Here is a 15,515-nt window from a genome sequence, read left to right as displayed (position 1 = left end):
GAATAGCAGGAAACCGGGCTATTGATTAGCAAAAACCCCGCCGTGGCGGGGTTCTCTCGTCTTAATAACCGCGCTGGCGGTCGACCTGACCGCTTACCGGCTCCCCTCGCTCAAGCCGGCTAATGGTCTCCGCAATGTAGGTGATAGCTTCCATTGGACGGGTCACTGCCGCCACATGGGGGGTCATGGCCACCCGCGGATGCGCCCATAGCGGGCTCTCCTGCGGCAGCGGTTCGCGACTGAAGACATCGAGCATCGCCCCTTTGAGCTTACCGCTGTTCAGCGCCGCCAGCAGATCCTCTTCAACGACATGCACGCCGCGAGCAAGGTTGAGGACATAGCTCTCATCAGGCAACTGCGCCAGCAGCGTCTGGTTAATAATGCCGGCGGTTTCGGCGGTATTCGGCAGCAGGTTGATCAGCACGCGAGTGCCCTGCAGGAATTCGCCCAGCTCGGCCTGGCCGGCGAAGCTCTGCACCTGCGGCCAGGATTTGCGGCTACGGCTCCAGACGCGAAGCGGGAACCCCCAAGGTTGCAGACTTTCCGCAACCTTCGCCCCCAGCACGCCGGCGCCCATAATCCCGACGGTGAATTCGTCGGCGCGGTACTCGGGCAGCGGCTGCCAGCGGGAAGCCAGCTTCAGCGCCTGATAGTCATCAAAGCGGCGGAACCAGTGCAGCACCTGGCTCACGGCATACTCCTGCATCTGCCGTCCCATACCGGTATCTTCGAGACGAAACAGCGGAATCGACAGCGGCAGCATATCCGGATGGTCGCGCAGCTTGCTGAGAATAGAGTCCACCCCTGCCCCGAGGGCGAACACGGCCTTCAGCGCCCGGCCCTGCAGCATCTCTACCGGCGGATGCCAGACCAGGGCATAGTCCGCCGGCCGGTTATCGCCCGCTTTCCACTCGCGCACCCGCGCGCCGGGTAACTGCTTTTCCAGCTCACAGATCCAGTATTGGGTATCAAAGGTCGGATGGTAAAAAATAATCTCCATAGGGGCTCCTGATAGCAGACGCCTTTGGCCGATTGACGCTGGCGTCTTATTTTACTCATTGTTTTCTATTGGTTTGCCAGCATAACAAATTTCCCCCGAGCGAAAAGGGAAAAGCTACTGGCGACAAAAAAAACGGATTTCGCACGTTTAAGGAGCAAGTTGCTCGAAGTTTGTCTAAACGCGCTTTTTTTGCAAAAAGTTGATTGACGGGCGATACGTATTTCCCTACATTAGCGCCCGTTCCCGACAACAACGGGAAAGACAATATGGTGAGGTGTCCGAGTGGCTGAAGGAGCACGCCTGGAAAGTGTGTATACGGCAACGTATCGGGGGTTCGAATCCCCCCCTCACCGCCATATTCGAGATGAGAGCCTGTACGAAAGTACGGGCTCTTTTCTTTTATATTCTCCACAGGGGGGGATGAGAACCCCCGACCGGGGTTCGACAACTGGCGCAGCCAGTTGGACAGACCGCGCACGCAGTAAGCGGGCTGCCCCGCAGGGGCGAGCGAAGCGAGTCAATCCCCCCCTCACCGCCATATTTTAAGAAGAGCTCGTACGCAAGTACGGGCTTTTTTTTCGCATGTGGCACCCGCCGGGGGGATGAGAACCCCCGACCGGGGTTCGACAACTGACCACAGACATTACGCAGTATTGTCAAAGCCAGACTCTTCTTCACACGATTAACAGCGCAGCGAAGATGTTCGCCAACACTATCCCCTCTTCCGCTTTGAGCCACCCGGCATAACGAAAATCATATCGCTCCGGATGGTGTACGTTATGCATTAACGAAAAGTGCTTTGTTACTTGCGTATCGACCGTAATTCAATGTAAAAGTGAATGAACGTTCATTCACTTTAGCGCATGACAACACAGAAGGTACCAATGACTAGCAAAACACTGCGACTTATATTCCCTCAATGGCAAGGCGGTAACAATCCTCCCTACTATCTTGGCTCGCAGCTCCTCTCGTTTCTCTCTCCTGAAGCAAAAGGGCCCGTTGAGATCGTTCCTGTTGAGTTACCAACAACAGAGCCATTGCCAAGGATTAATGACATCACGGCTAAGCCATCCCTCATCAGGCAACTCAATAATGCTGCCGCACTGATTGAAAAACATGATCCCAATAGCATTGTCATTTTAGGCGGAGACTGCCTGGTTTCGCTGGCGCCTTTCGCCCACCTGCTCGATAAGTTCGGAGACAAACTCGGTGTGCTCTGGATTGACTCGCATCCTGACGTGCAGACGGCTGAACAATATCCAAACGCGCATGCCCATGTGCTTGGTGCGCTAATGGGTACGGGTGATAACGATTTAGTTGCCCATGTAAAAACCAAACTTAATCCGTCAAAAATAATGATTGCCGGTATCCACGCGCCACTTCCTTATGAAGCTGAATACCTCACTCGCCATAACATTACGACGCTAGCACCTGAACAGGTTAAAAGCGGTGCAGATGAAGTCCTGGAGTGGATAGCGAAAGAAAAGATTGCGTATCTGGCGATCCATATCGATCTGGACGTACTCGACCCATCTCTGTTCCGCTCCATTCTTTTTGCAAAACCGGGGCGCGGAAAACACGATTTTGGCGACGTTGCTGAAGGCAAACTGACGATTGAGGATGTACTCAATCTGATAGCGGCAGCGACGACAAAAGCAGTCCCCGTTGGCCTGACAATCGCTGAACATTTGCCCTGGGACATGCTGAATCTCAAGAACATGCTCAGTGAATTACCCCTTCTAAAGTAAGACGAAATCCAGGAGCCAGACGACAGAGTTTAGCTCTGGCTCCTTGCATAAAAGCGCGTTAAAGTCTGGACACCGAATTTACCAAGAAGCCGATATGTTAAAAAAAACCGAAACCTACCATAAGTTGATTACGGCTGCTGCTGCCTGCTTTGCGGAAAAAGGCTTTAGTGCGACAAGCGTACGTGAAATCTCTACCCGGGCAGGAATTAGTCAAGGAGCAATGTATACGTATTTCAAAAGTAAGGATGAGCTTGTTAAGGCTATTGTACTGGAAGAACAGAACTCCGCGCTGACTGCCCATAATGCGACCTATGCAGGCTCTTATTTTGATCGCCTTTGTGCACAAGTCACGTCCTGTATTAGCGAGATCGGTTACCCTATCACGCATCAACTTTGGGTTGAAATCATGGCTGAGTCTGCGCGTAATCCAGAACTGCGAAAAACGTATATCTCCAGTGATGACATCATGCGGAAAAGCTTCGCGCGGCTCATCCAGGAGGGTATCGCTGCCGGAGAGTTTCGCCGTGATATTAACCTTGAAGAAATCACGATCATTATTTTTGCCCTTATTGACGGTTTAATCGCTCGTCAGGCAATAAACACGACCTTCTCATTCAAGGATGATCTGCCAATGTTTTTTGACGTTATGGCAAAATTGCTTAAATAATACCAGACGGTCATAGTAAAACGATGTATCGAAAAAACCAGAGGTTGCTTATAACAGCCAACGCTCTCAAGCGGCAAACGACTCACACAGTGAGCAATCTTTCACGAGCCTACGCGATTGCGAAGAGTGCGTGAAAAAGTACGGACGCTTTTCACATATGAGTTCCGGCAAAAAACCTCTGCCTACCCATCAATCCTCCTCCATCCGCTGATACTCTTCGCTGAGGTAGTCCACCAGCGCCCTGACGGAGGGCAGCAGCCCGCGCCGTGAGGCAAATACCGCATGGATCACTTCCCGCCGCGGCTGCCACTCGTCCAGAACCACCTCTAATTCCCCTGACGCCAGCTGATCGCGCACCATTAATAAAGGAAGCTGCACCACGCCTACGCCGGCCATCGCCGCCTCGCGCAGCGCCAGCATATCGGTGGTCACCATTCGCGGCGTGAAATACACCTCCGCCCTTGCCCCCCCGGGCCCGGTGAGTTGCCATTTATGCTGATGCTTGTTCGCACCCAGGCTGAGCCCCGGCCAGGCGCTCAGCTCGGACGGCGCCTGCGGACGTCCGAGCCGGGAAATGAGATCCGGGCTGGCCACCAGCCGGTGCCCGCGGTCCGCCAGCACGCGCATCACCAGGTCGCTATCCTCGATGGGCCGGGGACGGACGCGGATCGCCACATCAATGCCCTCCCCGACCACATCCACCCGGCGGTTGGTCGCCTCAAGATGCAGCGTTACCCCAGGATAGCGCGCCATAAATCGCGCCAGCATCGGTCCGATATGGACATGCAGCAAGGTGACCGGACAGGTGATCCTGACGCTACCGCGCGGCTCGGCGCGCAGCGTCTCGACCGCCTGCTGCGCCGCCTCGGCCTCAATCAGCATCGCTTTGCAATGCTGATAAAAGGTCTGCCCGACCTCGGTGACCGCGAACTGACGGGTGGTTCGCTGAATCAAACGCACGCCCAACCGCTCCTCGAGTTGCGCAATGCGGCGGCTGAGTTTGGATTTCGGCTGGTCAAGCGCTCGCCCCGCCGCGGCGAAACCGCCATGGTCTACCACCTGGACAAACCAGGCGAAGTCATTGAGATCCTGCATCCTTCCTCCATTGTTCCATTTTTGGAACAGTATAGGTCATTTTTGCTCACTACCGCATACGTCGTCCCGGATATAAGCTTATTTACATCAGATACCGATACACAGGAGAAAGCCATGAAACAGATCACAGGAGTCTACACCGCGCCTGCGCAGCATTGGGTAGGCGACGGCTTCCCGGTTCGCTCGATGTTTTCCTATCAGACGCACGGCCAGCAGCTGAGCCCCTTCTTACTGCTCGACTATGCCGGGCCGTACACCTTCCCGGCGGGCAGCGAAAAACGCGGCGTCGGTGAGCATCCGCATCGCGGATTTGAAACCGTCACCATCGTCTACGCCGGTGAAGTAGAGCATCGCGACTCCACCGGACGCGGCGGGGTGATTGGTCCAGGCGACGTGCAGTGGATGACGGCGGGCGCCGGGATCCTGCACGAAGAGTTCCACTCGGAGGCCTTCACCCGCAGCGGCGGCGAGCTGAAGATGATCCAGCTGTGGGTCAACCTGCCCGCGAAAGACAAAATGGCGACCCCCGGCTACCAGAGCATTACCGCTGGGACGATCCCCACCGTGGCGCTGGCGAACGGCGCCGGACAGGTTCGGGTTATTGCCGGCCAGTATGACGACGTCAGCGGCCCGGCCCATACCTTCTCACCGCTTAACGTGTGGGATCTGCAGCTGAATCAGGGGCACGACCTCACGCTGCGCCAACCGGAGGGCTGGAGTACCGCGCTGGTGGTGCTGGAAGGGGAAGTGATCATTAACGGTTCCGAATCTGCTCGCGAAGGCCAGCTGGCCGTCCTGAGCCAGGCAGGTGACGCAGTGCATCTGGAGGCGACCGCCCCGGCAAAAGTTCTGCTGATGGCCGGAGAACCGCTACAGGAGCCGATTGTGGGCTATGGCCCGTTTGTCATGAATAACAAAACGCAGATCGCAGAAGCTGTACGCGATTTTAACAGCGGCCGCTTTGGCCAAATCTAACTGATTGAGGTGAATACTATGTCTACTCCCGCTAACTTTAACGGTGCTCGTCCGGTGATTGATGTTAACGATACCGCAATGCTGTTGATTGACCATCAGAGCGGTCTGTTCCAGACCGTCGGCGATATGCCGATGCCAGAGCTGCGCGCTCGCGCCGCCGCGCTGGCCAAGATGGCGTCGCTTGCCGGGATCCCGGTGATCACGACCGCCTCCGTGCCGCAGGGGCCGAACGGTCCGCTGATCCCGGAGATTCATGAAAACGCGCCGCATGCGAAATACATCGCCCGTAAAGGTGAGATTAACGCCTGGGATAACCCGGAATTCGTCGCCGCGGTGAAAGCGACCGGTCGTAAAACGCTGATTATCGCCGGGACCATCACCAGCGTCTGCATGGCCTTCCCGGCTATCGCCGCTGTCGCCGACGGTTATAAAGTGTTTGCCGTGATTGACGCTTCCGGCACCTACAGCAAAATGGCGCAGGAGATCACCCTGGCTCGCGTGGTACAGGCCGGCGTAGTGCCAATGGATACCGCCGCCGTCGCCTCTGAGCTGCAGCGCACCTGGAATCGCCCGGACGCCGCAGAATGGGCGGAGGTGTACACCAAAGTCTTCCCGGCCTACCAGCTGCTGATCGAAAGCTACAGCAAAGCGCAGGACGTCGTGAAGAATAACGAACAGCTGGATTCCCAGCGCTAAAACGCCCGCCCCGCTGAGCCGCAGCGGGGCATTGTTCATTGCGTGAGCGAACGGCAAAGAAAGAAGAAAATATGCTTGACCGTTTTAACGCAACTCCCTATAGTAGCGCCCCGTTGCCCACCCAAGGTGAGCAGCAAGACAATATGGTGAGGTGTCCGAGTGGCTGAAGGAGCACGCCTGGAAAGTGTGTATACGGCAACGTATCGGGGGTTCGAATCCCCCCCTCACCGCCATATTCGAGATGAGAGCCTGTACGCAAGTACGGGCTCTTTTCTTTTATATTCTCCGCAGGGGGGGATGAGAACCCCCGACCGGGGTTCGACAACTGGCGCAGCCAGTTGGACAGACCGCGCACGCAGTAAGCGGGCTGCCCCGCAGGGGCGAGCGAAGCGAGTCAATCCCCCCTCACCGCCATATTTTAAGAAGAGCTCGTACGCATGTACGGGCTTTTTTTTCGCATGTGGCACCCGCTGGGGGGGATGAGAACCCCCGACCAGGGTTCGACAACTGGCAACGCCAGTTGGACAGACCGCGCACGCAGTAAGCGGGCTGCCCCGCAGGGGCGAGCGAAGCGAGTCAATCCCCCCTCACCGCCATATTTTAAGAAGAGCTCGTACGCATGTACGGGCTTTTTTTTCGCATGTGGCACCCGCCGGGGGGATGAGAACCCCCGACCGGGGTTCGACAACTGGCGCAGCCAGTTGGACAGACTGCGAGCCTGCGAGCGGGCTGCCCCGACAAAAACGCCGGGAGCGTTTTTGAACAACGCCTGCGTTGGCCCCGCAGGGGCGAGGCCCAGGGATGGGCCGAGTAACGGCGAGCGAAGCGAGTCAATCCCCCCCTCACCGCCATATTTTAAGAAGAGCTCGTACGCATGTACGGGCTTTTTTTTCGCATGTGGCACCGCAGACATCCCCGGGGTCGGCAGCAATGCCTCTCCCGGGCTACCAGACCGTACCCGCCAGGTAGCCCGGCTAAGCGCAGCGCCGCCGGGAGGATGCCCAAAAACAACAAAGCCCGGGCTAGCCCGGGCCTTGCTCACAGTATGACGATTAATAATAGGCTTTCAGCGTCCGCTGGCAGAGGGCCGAGCGCACGCAGTCATCGGTGGTGAAACGCACGATGCCGATCATCTCGTCTTCCTCAAAACGCGCCAGCGCATCGCTCAGGCCAGATCTCACGCCAGAGGGCAAGTCGCACTGGGTGATATCGCCATTGACGATGACCGTCACGTTCTCCCCGAGGCGGGTTAAAAACATCTTCATTTGCGCTGCGGTCACGTTCTGGGCCTCGTCCAGAATCACCACCGCATTTTCAAAGGTACGTCCGCGCATATAGGCGAACGGCGCGATTTCCACCTTGCCGATTTCCGGACGCAGGCAGTACTGCATAAAGGAAGCCCCCAGCCTTTTCACCAGCACATCGTAAACCGGTCGGAAATAGGGAGCGAACTTCTCGGCGATATCTCCCGGTAAGAAGCCGAGATCTTCGTCGGCCTGCAGAACGGGACGGGTAACAATAATTCTGTCCACATCCTTATGGATCAGGGCTTCAGCTGCCTTCGCCGCACTGATCCAGGTCTTGCCGCATCCAGCTTCGCCGGTAGCGAAAATCAGCTGCTTATTGTCGATGGCATTCAAATAATGCGCCTGAGCCTCATTACGCGCCTCAATTGGGGAAGTATCACGGCTGTCCCGCGCCATGCCAATTGCTTCTACGCCACTCATTTGCACAAGCGATGTGACCGATTCTTCTTCACGCTGCTTATGGCTGCGTGAATCCCGTCTCAGCACACGTTTTGCTTCACGACGAGCTTTGATCACTGCTTTTTGTCTTCCCATGGATAGCACCTTGCGTTGTTGGTTTACATCACACGCGTCAACATCGACGCGACTATGCGCACGAACGATTGAGGTTTGGCTTCCTTGTAAGCCATTGCTTGCCGGTAGAACTGACAACGAGTCGCGGCTACGCGCACCGCGTACCCTGCCAAGGTTGTAATAATGCGAAGCGGAGAGAGAAAGAGTAAGAAAATCGCTGCCGGAAGCGGAGCTTCCGTGCTGAAGAGTACGGTCTGAGATTTTACGTTGTCCGGTACGGGACCTTACCATTCGCGATCTCCATAGTGAAACGTCACACTGCCGGGAACTACCGCGTATGTAATAAGTACATCAAAAAAGATTCTTAATGCAACTTATTTTTCACAATGACGCAACAAATAGTTCTTAAGCAAGTGTAGGAGACTATCGGTCATTTGTATTACAGAAATATAACACATGGCAGGAAATATAAGAAAAATGAGAAAAACAGCAGAAAACGCCCTGCCCTTACGGGCAGGGTCGGTATCAGGCCTGCAGCAGCGACTCTCCCAGATAGTGTTTTTCATCAACTACGCCGGGTAAAACAAAGAAGTAGCCCCCGCCGATCGGTTTGACATACTCCTCCAGCGCCTCGCCGTTAAGCCGTTTCTGCACCGTCAGAAAACCCTTTTCCAGATCGTGCTGATAGCAAACGAATAACAGCCCCATATCCAGTTGTCCGGCGTTAGTAACCCCCAGCGAATAGCTGTAGCCGCGGCGCATCATCAGGCTGGACTGGGTTTCCGGCGTGCGGGGATTGGCCAGACGAATATGGCTATCCAGCGCAATGACTTCGCCGTTAGGATCTTTACTGTAATCCGGGGTATCGTGTTCGTTTTTCATCCCCAGCGGCGCACCGGTGTGCTTGTCGCGACCAAAGATCGTCTGCTGCTCCTTGAGCGGCGTCCGATCCCAGAACTCCACGTGAAACTGGATGATGCGCGCCGCCTGATAGCTGCCGCCCACGGTCCAGGCCGGCTCGTCCTGATCGGCTGTCACCCACACTACCTTATCCATCAGCGCGCTGTCGTGGCTCGCCGGGTTAGCGGTGCCGTCCTTAAACCCCAACAGGTTGATGGGGGTCTCTTTGCCTTTGCTACGCGCCGCGCTGTCGGAGATAAACCCTTCCCGCTTCCAGCGCACGCTCAGCAGATCCGGCGTATGTTTGATGACATCACGCAGGGCGTGGATCACCGTATCCTGAGTATTGGCGCAGATCTGCAGCAGCAGGTCGCCATGGCACAGCGCGGCATCCAGCGAATCGTTGGGGAAGCGGGTCATCGGCTGCAGCTTTTTCGGTGCTTTATCCGCCAGGCCAAAGCGCTCATCAAATAGCGAATGGCCGACCGAGACGGTGATGGTCAGGTTATCTGGCGCAATCCACGGCCCCAGGATGCCGGAATCCATCGGCGGCAGCCGCGGATTCGGCGTGTCCGGCGCCGGGCCGCCCTGGGTTAAAAAGGCGATACGCTGGGTCAGCAGTCGAAACAGCCGCTCGAGGTCGGCTTTATCAGCCGCCAGCACATCGAAGGCCACCAGCATCATCGAAGCCTGCTGCGGCGTCAGAATGCCCGCCTGATGCCGGCCATAGAATGGCTGCTTTTCCTGGCGCGCGTCGGGTGTGAGCGTCCCCGGGGAACTTTCCGCTTTTGCCGCATGCGCTACCGGGCAGCCGCCGGTGATGGCCAGCGCGCCGCCAAGCGCGCCGATCCCTTTCAGTAAGCGACGACGTGACGGCTCGTTCACGTCGTGGGGTTTCTGCTGTGCCATCGACTTAGTCCAGCCCCAGGATCCCGCGCAGCTGAGCCAGATCTTCCGCCAGGGTGGTGATCGGCCCTTTCAGCGCATTACGGTCGGCGGTGGTCAGCTTATCGTAGGTCTCGAAACCGTCTTTGGTGCGATATTTGCTGAGGATGCTGTCCACTTTCTTAAAGTTGGCGTCCACTTTCGCCAGCAGCGCGCTGTTCTCTTTTTGCAGCTGCGGGCGCAGCAGGTCGACAATTTTCTGCGCGCCGTCAATGTTGGCCTGGAAGTCCCACAGATCGGTATGGCTGTAGCGATCTTCTTCACCGCTGATCTTGCTGGCCGCGACTTCCTCAATTAATCCTGCCGCGCCGCCCACGACTTTTGACGGCGGGAACGCCAGCTCGCTGATACGCTTTTGCAGCTCCAGCACATCGCTGTTCAGCTGATCGGCATATTTTTCCATCCCCTTGACGCTGTTATCGCCAAACAGCGCTTTTTCCAGACGGNGGAAACCGGTAAATTTCGGATCTTCCGCTTTTTTCTCGAAGTCGTCTTCGCGGGCGTCGATGCTGCCGTCAAGGTCAGAGAACAGCTCGGCAATGGGCTCGATGCGCTCGTAATGCTGACGCGTCGGGGCGTACAGCGCTTTCGCTTTTTCGATATCGCCGGCTTTCACCGCGTCGGTAAAGGCTTTGGTGCCGCTAACCAGCTGCGCGGTTTCCGCCGTCACATAGGCTTTATAGGCGGTGATCGCGTCGCCGAGGCTCAGCACCGCATCCGCTTTCGCCGCGTCTTTGGTGGCGGCGCCGGTGACGATCAGTTTGCCTTTCGGGTTGGTGAGCAGGCCACAGGTCATGTCATATTCGCCCGGCTGCAGGTTCGCGGTGAGCTTCTGAGTAAAGCCCGGAGCGATGTTTTCGCGCTCTTCCACCACCATCACCCCTTTCAGAATCTCCCACTCCAGCGCTTTCTGGCTGTGGTTCTGAATAATAAACTGGGTTTTACCCGCGTTAACGGTCACCTGCATCGGCTCGCACTGCTTGTCGTTGACGGTGACTTTGACCTGCGGGATATCCGCAGCCTGAGCACCAAATGCAGAGCTGAGCAGCGCGGCCACGGTCACCCGCAGCGCATTACGGCGAAAATGAATCATCATGATCATCCCTTTCGGTAAGTAGAGTGTCGCTTATAAGCTCGCAGCGCCCGGTCAGGCAGCCCGCGAGGCAGTGGTATTATTCCGCGGCGGCAGGGCAAACAGCACCAGCGCCGGGATCAGATAAAGCAGATAGACAGCCACTTCGCTGACGCTCGGCGTCTCCTGATAACCGAAGATCCCTTCCAGCAGCGTGCCGAACAGCGTATGCGTCGACAGCACGTTGCTCAGATCGAAGGCGGTATCCTGGAACAGGTTCCACAGGCCCGCCTCGTGGAAGGCGCGGATCGCCCCCGCGGCCAGGCCAGCGGCCACCAGCAGAATAAACAGGCTGGTCCATTTGAAGAACACGCCAAGGTTAAGGCGGATACCGCCCCAGTAGATCAGGAAGCCCAGCACGATAGCGGTGGCCAGACCCAGCAGCGCCCCCAGCGGCGGCCAGATGCCGACATCCTGCTGGAAGGCCGCCAGCAGAAAGAAGACCGACTCCAGCCCCTCACGGGCGACCGCGAAAAAGACCATCATCACTAGCGCCCAGCCGTGGTGATTACCGCGCTGCAGCGCCTTGTCCACGGCCTGCTCCAGCTGCTGCTTGACGTTGCGTGAGACATTGCGCATCCAGAAGACCATCCACGTCAGGATCACCACCGCAATGACCGCGACGATCCCTTCGAACAGCTCCTGTTCACGCTGAGGAAATTCACCGGTGGTTTCGTTGATAAAGATGCCTAAGCCAAGACATAGCGCCGCCGCGAGGATCACGCCAATCCACATCACGCCAATCCAGTTGCCGCGCTGGGTGCGTTTCAGATAGCTGGCGATCAGGCTGACAATCAGCGCCGCCTCCAGGCCTTCGCGTAACATAATGAGAAATGGGACAAACATGCCAATACCCTTAAATGTAAAGCACCGTCAACGAATGCAAAAACAGGTAATATTTATGATAGTGATTATCATTACAATGCTCAGAAACACAAGCGAAATGTGCAGAGAATGATGATCAGTTGTAAATAAATCGCTGACAAATAATGACTTATGAAAATATTCGCCTGTTATGAAGGGAAAGAATAAGCAAAGGATTTTTTACGCCAGATATTTACCCGCCGTAGCGGCTATGGCTAAATGGCGGCCTTATTGACTTGCGAAAAGAACAACATGACTGCATTTTTTCATTTCCTGCTGGCGCTGGCGGTGATCCTCGCCCTGGCCTGGCTTGTCAGCTACGACAGACAAAAAATTCGTATTCGTTATATTCTCCAGTTGATTATTATCGAAATAGCGCTCGCTTTCTTTTTCCTGCACGCCGAAAGCGGCCTGTGGCTGGTAAAAAATATTTCCGGCTTTTTTGCTTCGCTGTTAGGTTTTGCCGCCGAAGGGACCAATTTCGTCTTTGGCGGCATGAGCGAAAAAGGCTTAGCCTTTATTTTCCTGGGCGTCCTGTGTCCGATTGTGTTTATTTCCGCGCTGATTGGTATTCTCCAGCACTGGCGGATCCTGCCGATTTTTATTCGCGTGATTGGCACCCTGCTGTCGAAAGTAAACGGCATGGGTAAGCTGGAATCTTTCAACGCCGTCAGCTCGCTGATCCTCGGCCAGTCGGAGAACTTCATTGCCTACAAGGGCGTACTGGGCGACCTCTCCTCACGGCGACTGTTCACTATGGCGGCGACGGCCATGTCGACCGTATCGCTGTCGATTGTCGGCGCCTATATGACCATGCTGGACGCCAAATATGTCGTCNCAGCGCTGATCCTCAATATGTTCAGCACCTTTATCGTGCTGTCGGTAATTAACCCGACGCGGCCGGGCAGCGAGCAGGAAATAAAACTCGAGAAGCTGCATGAATCGCAGAGTTTCTTTGAAATGCTCGGGGAATATATTCTGGCCGGCTTTAAAGTGGCGATGATTATTCTGGCGATGCTGATCGGTTTTATCGCCCTGATCAGCGCCATTAATGCGCTGTTCGCCACCCTGTTTGGTCTCAGCTTCCAGCAGATCCTCGGCTACGTCTTTTATCCGCTGGCGTGGCTTATCGGCATCCCGCTGAGCGATGCGCTAAACGCCGGCAGCATCATGGCCACCAAACTGGTCGCTAACGAATTTGTGGCGATGATTGAGCTGCAAAAGATTGCCGCCAGCATGACCCCTCGCGGGCTCGGCATTCTCTCGGTATTCCTGGTGTCGTTTGCCAACTTTGCCTCGATCGGCATTATCGCCGGGGCGATCAAAGGCCTGAATGAACCGCAGGGCAATATCGTCTCCCGCTTCGGCCTGCGGCTGGTGTATAGCGCCACGCTGGTGAGCCTGCTTTCCGCCAGCTTCGCCGGGCTGGTGCTGTAAAACAAACGGCGGGGCTGCCCCCGCCGTTTACTCAGAACTGCACGCAGACCGGCTGGTCGACACGCATCACCGACTCCTGCGCGAAGCGTGATTTATAGCCCTGGCGCAGAGCCTCAATACCGGCCTCGCTCTGCGCGTCATGCCCATGGATCACCATCAGCGCCTTGCTCTGCTCCCGCACCACCTGACCATTCTGGCCAAGCCACTGGCCGTGGGCATCAAACACCGTCAGCCCGTCGCGAAAGCGCGGCGTGACGTCACGGTCGACAAACTGTTGCCACTCTTCAGCGGTGATGTCTTTCCCCGCCGGGCGGCTCAGACCGAAGTAAAGCGTGGTTTGCACCATGGACTTATCCGCCGGGCAGACGCCGGGCTTCGGCGCGCTGGTGGATGAACTTCCACCCGCCACGCAGCCGCTGAGTAACCCTGCCAGCACCAGCGCCATTGCACCCTGTCTGAACGTCATCTTTGCTATCCTCATTGTTATTAGTCAGGAAATATCAGCGGATTTTCAGATAATTAGCAAGGGTTATAATATTCCGGCACGGCACCAGGCAATAAAAAGCCCGCCAGCGGCGGGCTCGTGAGCATCAGATGATCTTACTCAGCCGTGGCGCGTACCGGCGGCGGCGTATGGTAGTGGGCATCCGCTTCGGCAAAGCGCTGCTGCATGCTGGCCGACGGCGCTTTATCCAGCAGGCTAAAGACCACAATCCCGATGCTGCCGAAGACGAAGCCCGGAATAATTTCATACAGGCCCAGCCAGCCAAACTGCTTCCAGACGATCACGGTCAGGGCGCCAATCACCATCCCGGCCAGCGCGCCGTTACGGGTCATGCGCGACCACATTACCGAGAACAGGACCACCGGGCCAAAGGCGGCGCCGAAGCCAGCCCAGGCGTAGCTCACCAGACCCAGCACGCGGTTTTCCGGATTGGCCGCCAGGGCAATGGCCACCAGGGCAACCACCAGCACCATCATACGGCCCACCCACACCAGCTCTTTCTGACCGGCGTTTTTCCGCAGGAAGGCTTTATACAGGTCTTCGGTAATTGCGCTCGAGCAGACCAGCAGCTGACAGCTCAGGGTGGACATCACCGCCGCCAGAATCGCCGACAGCAGGATCCCGGCAATCCACGGGTTAAACAGAATTTGCGCCAGTTCGATAAACACGCGCTCGGCGTTCTGGTTAACCGCGCCCGCCAGGCTCGGGTTGTTATTGAAGTAGGCGATGCCAAAGAAGCCGACGGCCACCGCCCCGCCGAGGCAGAGGATCATCCAGGTCATACTAATGCGACGTGCGTGAACGATGCTGTGGTGCGAATCCGCCGCCATAAAGCGCGCCAGAATATGCGGCTGACCGAAATAACCCAGCCCCCAGCCCATCAGCGAGATAATCGCCACGAAGTTCAGCCCTTTCAGCATGTCGATATTTTCGATGCTCTTCTGCTTAATCACTTCCAGCGAATCGCCAAAGCCGCCGACGGAAATAATCACGATCACCGGGGTGAGGATCAGCGCGAAAATCATCAGGCTGGCCTGCACGGTATCGGTCCAGCTAACGGCGAGGAAGCCGCCGACGAAGGTATAGATAATCGTCGCCGCCGCCCCGGCCCACAGTGCGGTTTCATAACTCATGCCGAAGGTGCTTTCAAACAGACGCGCCCCCGCGACAATTCCTGAAGCGCAATAGATGGTAAAGAACAGCAGAATAACCAGCGCCGAAATAATTCTCAGCACCCGGCTTTTATCTTCAAAACGGCCGGTAAAATAATCGGGCAGCGTCAGGGCGTTATTATTCACCTCGGTATGCACGCGCAGGCGACCGGCCACCAGCTTCCAGTTAATCCACGCCCCCAGCGTTAAGCCAATGGCGATCCAGCTTTCGGAAATCCCGGAGAGAAAAATCGCCCCTGGCAGGCCCATCAGCAGCCAGCCGCTCATATCCGACGCCCCTGCGGAAAGCGCGGTCACAAATGGCCCCAGACTCCTTCCCCCGAGAATATAATCATCGAAGTTTTTGGTCGAACGCCAGGCAATAAACCCTATCAATACCATACCAAAAATATAAACAATAAATGTCACCAGCATCGGTGTGCTAATAGCCATGCAAAGTCTCCAGAATTTTTATCGACAGCGTCCAACTTCGTCGTTTTTTTCCACTACCGGAACGGGGTAATGGCGCATTGTTTAATTGGGCGACCGTATCCTGACGGAAGCTTCGGTTTTTCACAAA

13 protein-coding genes, 2 tRNA genes and 2 other RNA genes are annotated in these 15,515 nt (G+C 56.4%); 9 read left to right on the top strand and 8 right to left on the bottom strand.

Features of this window, described 5'->3' with window-relative positions; genetic code table 11:
- Nucleotides 1-61: 61 nt before the first annotated feature.
- A complete protein-coding gene (gene ghrA, locus VZP09_RS05390) occupies nt 62-1,000 on the bottom strand; it encodes a glyoxylate/hydroxypyruvate reductase GhrA (RefSeq protein ID WP_002898938.1) in 939 nt (312 codons plus the stop codon).
- 268 nt (nt 1,001-1,268) lie between these two features.
- On the opposite strand from ghrA, the gene VZP09_RS05385 reads away from it, so the two are divergent.
- From VZP09_RS05385 to VZP09_RS05370, 4 genes are all read left to right on the top strand, one after another.
- Nucleotides 1,269-1,356, top strand: a tRNA-Ser gene (locus tag VZP09_RS05385).
- A gap of 43 nt (nt 1,357-1,399) precedes the next feature.
- Nucleotides 1,400-1,538: non-coding RNA, RtT sRNA (locus VZP09_RS05380), on the top strand.
- A gap of 346 nt (nt 1,539-1,884) precedes the next feature.
- On the top strand, nt 1,885-2,748 hold the full coding sequence (locus VZP09_RS05375; RefSeq protein WP_004176596.1) for an arginase family protein: 864 nt from the start codon (nt 1,885-1,887) through the stop codon (nt 2,746-2,748).
- 94 nt (nt 2,749-2,842) lie between these two features.
- Nucleotides 2,843-3,415 (top strand): TetR/AcrR family transcriptional regulator, encoded by a 573-nt coding sequence (locus tag VZP09_RS05370; RefSeq protein WP_004224069.1) that lies wholly within the window; start codon nt 2,843-2,845, stop codon nt 3,413-3,415.
- A 189-nt stretch (nt 3,416-3,604) separates the two neighbouring features.
- On the opposite strand, the gene VZP09_RS05365 is transcribed toward VZP09_RS05370, so the two are convergent.
- The gene (locus tag VZP09_RS05365) at nt 3,605-4,510 is read right to left on the bottom strand and encodes a LysR family transcriptional regulator (protein WP_004141420.1); all 906 of its coding nucleotides are present in this window, start codon (nt 4,508-4,510) and stop codon (nt 3,605-3,607) included.
- A 114-nt stretch (nt 4,511-4,624) separates the two neighbouring features.
- Here VZP09_RS05365 and VZP09_RS05360 point away from each other — a divergent pair, with 114 nt between their 5' ends.
- The 4 genes from VZP09_RS05360 to VZP09_RS05345 all read left to right on the top strand — a co-directional run bounded on the left by VZP09_RS05360 (nt 4,625) and on the right by VZP09_RS05345 (nt 6,595).
- Nucleotides 4,625-5,485, top strand: coding sequence for a pirin family protein (locus VZP09_RS05360; RefSeq protein WP_004199757.1), 861 nt, complete (start codon nt 4,625-4,627; stop codon nt 5,483-5,485).
- An 18-nt stretch (nt 5,486-5,503) separates the two neighbouring features.
- Nucleotides 5,504-6,181, top strand: coding sequence for an isochorismatase family protein (locus VZP09_RS05355; RefSeq protein WP_002898927.1), 678 nt, complete (start codon nt 5,504-5,506; stop codon nt 6,179-6,181).
- Nucleotides 6,182-6,326: 145 nt separating this feature from the next.
- Nucleotides 6,327-6,414: transfer RNA gene (locus tag VZP09_RS05350), tRNA-Ser, on the top strand.
- A 43-nt stretch (nt 6,415-6,457) separates the two neighbouring features.
- Nucleotides 6,458-6,595: non-coding RNA, RtT sRNA (locus VZP09_RS05345), on the top strand.
- A gap of 638 nt (nt 6,596-7,233) precedes the next feature.
- Here the strand turns inward: VZP09_RS05345 and phoH are convergent.
- From phoH to efeU, 4 genes are all read right to left on the bottom strand, one after another.
- A complete protein-coding gene (gene phoH / locus VZP09_RS05340) occupies nt 7,234-8,022 on the bottom strand; it encodes a phosphate starvation-inducible protein PhoH (RefSeq protein ID WP_002898923.1) in 789 nt (262 codons plus the stop codon).
- Between the two features lie 504 nt (nt 8,023-8,526).
- On the bottom strand, nt 8,527-9,810 hold the full coding sequence (gene efeB, locus VZP09_RS05335; RefSeq protein ID WP_004147893.1) for an iron uptake transporter deferrochelatase/peroxidase subunit: 1,284 nt from the start codon (nt 9,808-9,810) through the stop codon (nt 8,527-8,529).
- A gap of 4 nt (nt 9,811-9,814) precedes the next feature.
- Complete coding sequence (gene efeO / locus VZP09_RS05330) at nt 9,815-10,942, bottom strand: iron uptake system protein EfeO (RefSeq protein WP_328794942.1); 1,128 nt, start codon at nt 10,940-10,942, stop codon at nt 9,815-9,817.
- A gap of 51 nt (nt 10,943-10,993) precedes the next feature.
- Nucleotides 10,994-11,824, bottom strand: a complete 831-nt coding sequence (gene efeU / locus VZP09_RS05325) for an iron uptake transporter permease EfeU (RefSeq protein ID WP_002898913.1) — start codon at nt 11,822-11,824, stop codon at nt 10,994-10,996.
- Between the two features lie 270 nt (nt 11,825-12,094).
- On the opposite strand from efeU, the gene VZP09_RS05320 reads away from it, so the two are divergent.
- Nucleotides 12,095-13,279 (top strand): NupC/NupG family nucleoside CNT transporter, encoded by a 1,185-nt coding sequence (locus tag VZP09_RS05320; RefSeq protein ID WP_328794941.1) that lies wholly within the window; start codon nt 12,095-12,097, stop codon nt 13,277-13,279.
- Nucleotides 13,280-13,310: 31 nt separating this feature from the next.
- Here the strand turns inward: VZP09_RS05320 and VZP09_RS05315 are convergent, their stop codons facing one another.
- Together VZP09_RS05315 and putP are read right to left on the bottom strand one after the other, a co-directional pair.
- Complete coding sequence (locus VZP09_RS05315; RefSeq protein WP_004150827.1) at nt 13,311-13,745, bottom strand: DUF3574 domain-containing protein; 435 nt, start codon at nt 13,743-13,745, stop codon at nt 13,311-13,313.
- Nucleotides 13,746-13,879: 134 nt separating this feature from the next.
- Nucleotides 13,880-15,388, bottom strand: a complete 1,509-nt coding sequence (putP, locus tag VZP09_RS05310; protein WP_004147889.1) for a sodium/proline symporter PutP — start codon at nt 15,386-15,388, stop codon at nt 13,880-13,882.
- Nucleotides 15,389-15,515: the final 127 nt, after the last annotated feature.

The organism is Klebsiella sp. EMBS2024 (assembly GCF_036233805.1).
Classification (GTDB): domain Bacteria; phylum Pseudomonadota; class Gammaproteobacteria; order Enterobacterales; family Enterobacteriaceae; genus Klebsiella; species Klebsiella pneumoniae.
Note: the sequence above shows the minus strand (reverse complement) of the source record. Positions and strands in the feature narration are given on the sequence as shown.

Coding starts and splice junctions, on each gene's coding strand:
- VZP09_RS05370 (WP_004224069.1), top strand. CDS start 2,843: ATGTTAAAAAAAACCGAAACCTACCATAAGTTGATTACGGCTGCTGCT.
- VZP09_RS05360 (WP_004199757.1), top strand. CDS start 4,625: ATGAAACAGATCACAGGAGTCTACACCGCGCCTGCGCAGCATTGGGTA.
- putP (WP_004147889.1), bottom strand. CDS start 15,388: ATGGCTATTAGCACACCGATGCTGGTGACATTTATTGTTTATATTTTT.
- VZP09_RS05365 (WP_004141420.1), bottom strand. CDS start 4,510: ATGCAGGATCTCAATGACTTCGCCTGGTTTGTCCAGGTGGTAGACCAT.
- efeB (WP_004147893.1), bottom strand. CDS start 9,810: ATGGCACAGCAGAAACCCCACGACGTGAACGAGCCGTCACGTCGTCGC.
- ghrA (WP_002898938.1), bottom strand. CDS start 1,000: ATGGAGATTATTTTTTACCATCCGACCTTTGATACCCAATACTGGATC.
- phoH (WP_002898923.1), bottom strand. CDS start 8,022: ATGGGAAGACAAAAAGCAGTGATCAAAGCTCGTCGTGAAGCAAAACGT.
- VZP09_RS05375 (WP_004176596.1), top strand. CDS start 1,885: ATGACTAGCAAAACACTGCGACTTATATTCCCTCAATGGCAAGGCGGT.
- VZP09_RS05355 (WP_002898927.1), top strand. CDS start 5,504: ATGTCTACTCCCGCTAACTTTAACGGTGCTCGTCCGGTGATTGATGTT.
- efeU (WP_002898913.1), bottom strand. CDS start 11,824: ATGTTTGTCCCATTTCTCATTATGTTACGCGAAGGCCTGGAGGCGGCG.
- VZP09_RS05315 (WP_004150827.1), bottom strand. CDS start 13,745: ATGACGTTCAGACAGGGTGCAATGGCGCTGGTGCTGGCAGGGTTACTC.